We start from the raw sequence: 4,749 nt of genomic DNA on the forward strand, positions 1-4,749 counted from the left end.
CATCGTGCCGCCGAACTGCCTGTCTGGCTGCACAGATACAATTGGCATCGTCCACATGGCAGCCTAAAGTCAAAAACGCCTATCAGTCGCCTCGCCCTGATCGAGGACAACCTGTTGAAGCTCCACAACTAGGTCGTCCAGCATCACAGTGAACCGCGTACGTAGTATTTTGTCGTAGGCGGCATTCTGGATAGCCGGATACGGGCTCTTCACCCGCTGCACCACCGATTGCGGGATGATGTCGCGAGAAACATTCACGGATTTCGTGAAAAAAGTGTACCCGCCGAAGAGCCCTACTCGCGGGGGCGGTGCAGCACCACCTCGGTGTCACTGCTCGTGTTCATGCGATGGACTAGGCCGGCCAGCTGTTGACGCAGCTCGCGGTAGTTGTAAGTCTCACCCGTGTAGACGAGCACCAAGTCAGGTCGGCCATCCCCCTGGAGCATCCTCGGCTGGCGGCCGCCCTGGATATCGATGATTGCCAGGCGGTGGTGTCCCAGCGCCGCAGGCCCGCCGATCCAAGTCCCCTCGTCGTCCGGACCGTGGTTCGCTATGGTGGCCGTCATATCGGCAAGCTCCCTTCGCGCATCGGGACCTCCGAGGTCTCGATTGAAGTCGATCCATTCACAGATGCCGCACAGGTTATGTCGCCGCATTTGGGCGAAGCAGATATAAGGCCAGTGGGAAACCATCGAGGCAAAGTGACGGATCTAGCCCAGCTACGATCCGCATCCGACATTGTCGGACATCGGACAGCACCGCGATTCGCTGCATAGGAAGCCTGGAGTCGCGATTTCCCCTGGGGGAATCAGCGCATGAAAGGAGAGCTGGGTCGTGTCTGCCGAAATGAGAAATTGCTCCCCCTTATTGCATCACCGAGGAATGTTACCCAGCGCGATAGACGGACATGCCCTATCTCCCCCCGTTGCAGCTGAGGGAGATAGGGGCCAGCTCTTCATTCAACCCTCATGGAGGATGATCAGCCCAGCCATTTCCATGCGCCGGCCTTCACAAGCCGTGCACCATTCAGGTTCTTTTCCTTGAAGCGCGACGATCCTTGTCAGACGTCGCAACACTTGCTGCCGAGAGCACGAGCTCTTCCTCGAGCATGCCTTGATCTGCGCCTCGAACGGCTCGCACATGCTGGGTTTCAACGACTTCGCAGAGGTTGATATTCTGCAGTGACTTCGTCTCGCTGCTGCACGGCATTGACGCTGGGAGCCATGCTCGCGTGGCGCAATTGTGCTGAAGCCGGTGCCCACGGCAACGTTTCTTAACCCGCCCCAGATCCTGGCGTTTGGCTATTTCCGACATTCGTGTCCGGCTTCGGACAAAGGCCGGGTTTGCCGAACGGAGTCGCACCCAATTTCCAGTGCTGCTTGAGCAATAATATCGACCGGCATTACTGCACAACACGAAAGTTGCTGCAAAAACCGAAGTGAACCCAAGGCATCGGGTCAATTGGCATGGCGCTTGCGACTCGGTCGATAGAACGCAGTCAAAATCACGGTTGCAGACCATGCCTACCTCTCAAAGCTCGATAAAGCACGCGAGCAAAATTCCCCGTCTCCGCGGAAGCTCGTCGCCGTTAAACGTGCCTGCTCGGGGGCGGTCTTGCACAAGACCGGTCCGAGGCAACCACGCCAAGGCGCGAGGCTGCCGGAACTGTCGACCGAAGTCGATGCCGCTTCAGTTTAACCGAAAAATGCACCGTACCACTTTGGCCTGGAAGCAAATCAATGACCTATAGAAAGAACGTTCCTCTCGTGACCTTTCGCACGCGTGTTCGCGATGAGTCGATCGGGGGGCCAAATCCTTATCAGTGGGAGAACAAGACCTCCGACGATTATTTCGGGGGCAAGCGCATCATCCTGTTCTCGCTGCCTGGCGCCTTCACCCCGACCTGCTCGACCTTCCAACTGCCCGATTTCGAAAAACTCTATGATCAATTTCTGGAACTGCGAATTGACGCGATCTACTGCGTCTCGGTCAACGATGCTTTCGTCATGAATGCGTGGGGAAAGTCCTTGGGGCTGCAGAAGATCGAGCTGATCCCAGACGGGTCGGGCGAGTTCACGCGCAAAATGGGCATGCTGGTCGCGAAGGACAATCTGGGCTTTGGCATGCGCTCCTGGCGATACGCCGCTCTGATCGACGATGGCGTGGTGGAGCAGTGGTTCGAGGAGGAAGGCTTCTGTGACAACTGCGAGACGGACCCCTATGGCGTTTCATCCCCGCAAAACGTTCTCGACAAATTGAAGGCGGCGGCATGACCCAGAAGTGGAAAGTCTCACACAACCCAAGCACACACTAGAGCCTCCTCGGCAGATCACGGTTCAACATGCATCTCTCAGCAAGCCTGCTTCAACGCCAGAAGCAACGTATGGTCTTATCGCCTCAAGCCATTGAAGCTATTCGCTTGCTGCGATTGACGCATACTGAACTCCATCAGCTCGTGCAGCAGGCACTCGAGAAGAACCCCGTTTTGAAGCCTGACCCGTTTGACGACGATTCGCCGCTGCCAGGGGTGGATCAGCGGAGCAGTCAAAGCAGAAGCGAAATCGGCGAATCGCCCATTGGCGGGCCGTCTGGCGGGCGCGGGCAATGGAAGTCGCAACGCAGTAGCGGCAACGATCGACCTGCCGTCGAGGAGTTTACCGCCCACACCGAAACATTGCACGACCATGTCGCCCGCCAGGTCGCCCTCAACCCGTTCACCCCCCAGGAGCGGCTGATTGCCGGACAGCTCGCCGCTCATCTGGAGGACACTGGCTATCTTCAGGTAAACCTTTTCGATCTGGCCAGGACGTTAAACGTTCGGCAAGCTGATGTGGAACGGGTCATCGGAATCTTGCAGCAATTTGATCCGCCGGGCATTTTTGCGCGAACTCTCAGCGAATGCCTGGAGATTCAGCTGCGCCAGCAAGACCGGTTCGACCCGGCTATGGCAGCTTTGGTCGCCAATCTCGAGATGCTTGCACGGGGGGATTTTCAGGGATTGAAGCAGCGTTGCGGAGTCGACGAGGAGGATCTCCTCGACATGAGGAACGAAATCCGCGCGCTCGATCCCAAGCCTGGAGACCGGTTCCAGTCCGGGACGCCGGAAACCATCGTACCGGACGTCTGGGTAATGCCCAAGTCCGAAGGTGGATGGCGGGTGGAGCTTGATCCGGCCACGCTGCCCAAAGTGTTGATCAACCACACCTATGTCGCCGAAATCTCGCAGCTGACCAAGCAAAATCCGGAAGGCAAAGCGTTTCTCGACAATTGCCAGGAAAAAGGGAACTGGCTGATCAGCAGTCTCAAGCAGCGCGCTAAGACGATCCTTAAGGTTGCGACCGAAATCGTGCGCCAGCAGGATGCCTTTTTTACACACGGCGCCGCCCATCTGCGGCCTCTCTGTCTCAAAAATGTCGCTGACGAGATCGGCATGCACGAGTCGACGGTAAGCCGGGTGACTTCGAACAGGTACATGTTGACTCCGCGCGGGGTGTTCGAGCTGAAGTATTTTTTCGCTGCGCCAATCGCATCCTGCGAGGGCGGCGATGCGCACTCCGCCAAAGCTGTCTGCCATCGGATCAAGGCAATCATAGCCGAAGAATCGCTCGACAAGGTACATTCCGACGAAGACATCGTTGCTCAACTCAAGGAGACCGGCATCGATGTCGCTCGCCGTACCGTCACCAAATATCGCGAGGCGATGAACATCCCTTCCTCCATACGACGGCGCCGCGATAAGCGTTTGTCCGCAGCTGCGATCAAGCGAAGTGACTAACCGACATTCGTGGTCGGCGAGAGGCGACTCTCAACTTCCTCCGGGCCGAAGCAGCTTTCGAAGTCATGGCATTCCCCGCAACTGGGTGCTGTGCATGACGAAAAGCCTTCGGCCTCACACAGCTTGCGGTAAAAGTACTTTTTCCATTTCATGTTTTCTGTGTTGCCTGCCGCCAGCGCGGGAAAATGTCTGGCAAGCAGGCGGCTGAGCTCAGCGCGATTTGAGAGGCCAAGATCCCGCCAAAGATGGTCCATGCGCATCGCACGCCGGGCGATGATCTTGGCCAAGCGGGCGCTCGCCGGGTCGGCCGGCGCAGCATGCGCTAGCAGCAGCCGGCGTAGCAGTTCCTCTTCCAGTTCCGGCTCGGGCTCGCTCAACTCCTCCAAAGCGAATACGCTGCTGGAGGTAGACGGGAAAGTTGCGGCCAAGACATCACGCAATTCGACAGACGAAAGGCCTGTCCCCTCCGTCGCCAACACCTCGCCCGCCTGGACCTCCTCAAGCGAACGTGAATGTACGCAGGGCAGCACATGCTGATCGAAGCTCCTCCCTAGCTCGGACCCACGCCATTGCGCGCTGGATAGGCAGCCATCATCGTAACGGCCGGCTTCAGCTTCCGGCATGACAAAGCGCCTTGTTGACCGCAGGGATGATCTTGTCGCCCCAGAGCTCGATCTGGCGCAGCATCGTCTTTTGGTCGAAGTCGCCCAATTGAGTCTGAACTGCGATCTGGTCCGGTTTCAAGATATCGATCTCTTCCAGCAGGCGATCAATCACGCGATTTACGCTGCCAATCGGCAAATTTTTGCGCATGGTCTCGAAGGACAGATCCTGCTGGGTCGGTGTCTCCTGCAGCAGGTAGCCATCGTGGCTCTGTTGGCGACGCTGATGCAGGGCTTCAGAAAGCCGGCGCTGGAAGCGGGCATTGTCGAGATAGCTGTTGATCTCCAACTCGTCGTGGCTGGCATAGCAGC

At 57.7% G+C, this 4,749-nt stretch carries 4 protein-coding genes and 2 pseudogenes; 3 read left to right on the forward strand and 3 right to left on the reverse strand.

The features are described from left to right. A pseudogene (locus EN893_RS19290) lies at window positions 1–132 on the forward strand (IS481 family transposase); the annotation flags it as partial. A gap of 161 nt (window positions 133–293) precedes the next feature. On the opposite strand, the gene EN893_RS19295 reads toward EN893_RS19290, so the two are convergent. After that, on the reverse strand, window positions 294–566 hold the full coding sequence (locus EN893_RS19295; RefSeq protein WP_199489650.1) for a hypothetical protein: 273 nt from the start codon (window positions 564–566) through the stop codon (window positions 294–296). 1,173 nt (window positions 567–1,739) lie between these two features. On the opposite strand from EN893_RS19295, the gene EN893_RS19300 reads away from it, so the two are divergent. Then, a complete protein-coding gene (locus tag EN893_RS19300; protein WP_063169380.1) occupies window positions 1,740–2,273 on the forward strand; it encodes a peroxiredoxin in 534 nt (177 codons plus the stop codon). Window positions 2,274–2,341: 68 nt separating this feature from the next. Next, window positions 2,342–3,775 (forward strand): RNA polymerase factor sigma-54, encoded by a 1,434-nt coding sequence (rpoN, locus tag EN893_RS19305; RefSeq protein ID WP_063169381.1) that lies wholly within the window; start codon window positions 2,342–2,344, stop codon window positions 3,773–3,775. Here the strand turns inward: rpoN and EN893_RS19310 are convergent. Both EN893_RS19310 and EN893_RS19315 read right to left on the reverse strand, forming a co-directional pair. Then, a complete protein-coding gene (locus EN893_RS19310; RefSeq protein WP_063169382.1) occupies window positions 3,772–4,398 on the reverse strand; it encodes a nitrogen fixation protein NifQ in 627 nt (208 codons plus the stop codon). The two genes, rpoN and EN893_RS19310, sit on opposite strands and share 4 nt — an antisense overlap. Then, window positions 4,385–4,749, reverse strand: a pseudogene (locus EN893_RS19315) (LLM class flavin-dependent oxidoreductase); the annotation flags it as partial. The gene EN893_RS19310 and the pseudogene EN893_RS19315, both read right to left, overlap by 14 nt.

The sequence above is a fragment of the Mesorhizobium sp. M7A.F.Ca.CA.004.04.2.1 genome, assembly GCF_004022825.1.
Classification (GTDB): Bacteria; Pseudomonadota; Alphaproteobacteria; order Rhizobiales; family Rhizobiaceae; genus Mesorhizobium.

Coding starts and splice junctions, on each gene's coding strand:
- EN893_RS19295 (WP_199489650.1), bottom strand. CDS start 566: ATGACGGCCACCATAGCGAACCACGGTCCGGACGACGAGGGGACTTGG.
- EN893_RS19300 (WP_063169380.1), top strand. CDS start 1,740: ATGACCTATAGAAAGAACGTTCCTCTCGTGACCTTTCGCACGCGTGTT.
- rpoN (WP_063169381.1), top strand. CDS start 2,342: ATGCATCTCTCAGCAAGCCTGCTTCAACGCCAGAAGCAACGTATGGTC.
- EN893_RS19310 (WP_063169382.1), bottom strand. CDS start 4,398: ATGCCGGAAGCTGAAGCCGGCCGTTACGATGATGGCTGCCTATCCAGC.